Below are 560 nucleotides of genomic sequence, written 5' to 3' on the forward strand. Positions count from 1 at the left end.
GCCGCTGCCTGCCTGGTGAGCGCTGGCGTGGAAGCGGTGGGGCAGAGGGCCGAGGCGGCGGGGCAGGGCGGACGGCCCGGCCCCGCCGGAAGACAATCAACGGAAAGCGCAAATCATGTGTGGAATCGTCGGCGTGGTCAGCAGCCAGCCCGTGAATCAACTGATCTATGACGCCTTGCTGCTGCTGCAGCACCGCGGCCAGGATGCGGCCGGCATCGTGACCCAGGAAGAGCGCAAGTTCTTCATGCACAAGGCGCGCGGCATGGTGCGCGATGTGTTTCGCACGCGCAACATGCGCGCCCTGCCGGGCACCTCGGGGCTGGGGCAGGTGCGCTACCCCACGGCCGGCAGCGCCTCCAGCGAGGAAGAGGCGCAGCCCTTCTATGTGAACGCGCCTTTTGGCATTGTGATGGTGCACAACGGCAACCTGACGAACGCGCACCGGCTGCGCCGCGAGCTGGCCGACACCGACCACCGCCACACCAACACCGGCAGCGACTCCGAGGTATTGCTCAACGTGTTGGCGCACGAGCTGGCGCGCGCCAGCCGCGGCGCGCCGC

Annotated in this window: 1 pseudogene; it reads left to right on the forward strand. The window is 68.8% G+C overall.

What is annotated here, in order from left to right:
• Nucleotides 1-115: 115 nt before the first annotated feature.
• Nucleotides 116-560 (forward strand): annotated as a pseudogene (locus A612_RS02280) (amidophosphoribosyltransferase); the annotation flags it as partial.

It is taken from the genome of Melaminivora alkalimesophila (genome assembly GCF_000282995.1).
GTDB lineage: Bacteria > Pseudomonadota > Gammaproteobacteria > Burkholderiales > Burkholderiaceae_C > Melaminivora > Melaminivora alkalimesophila.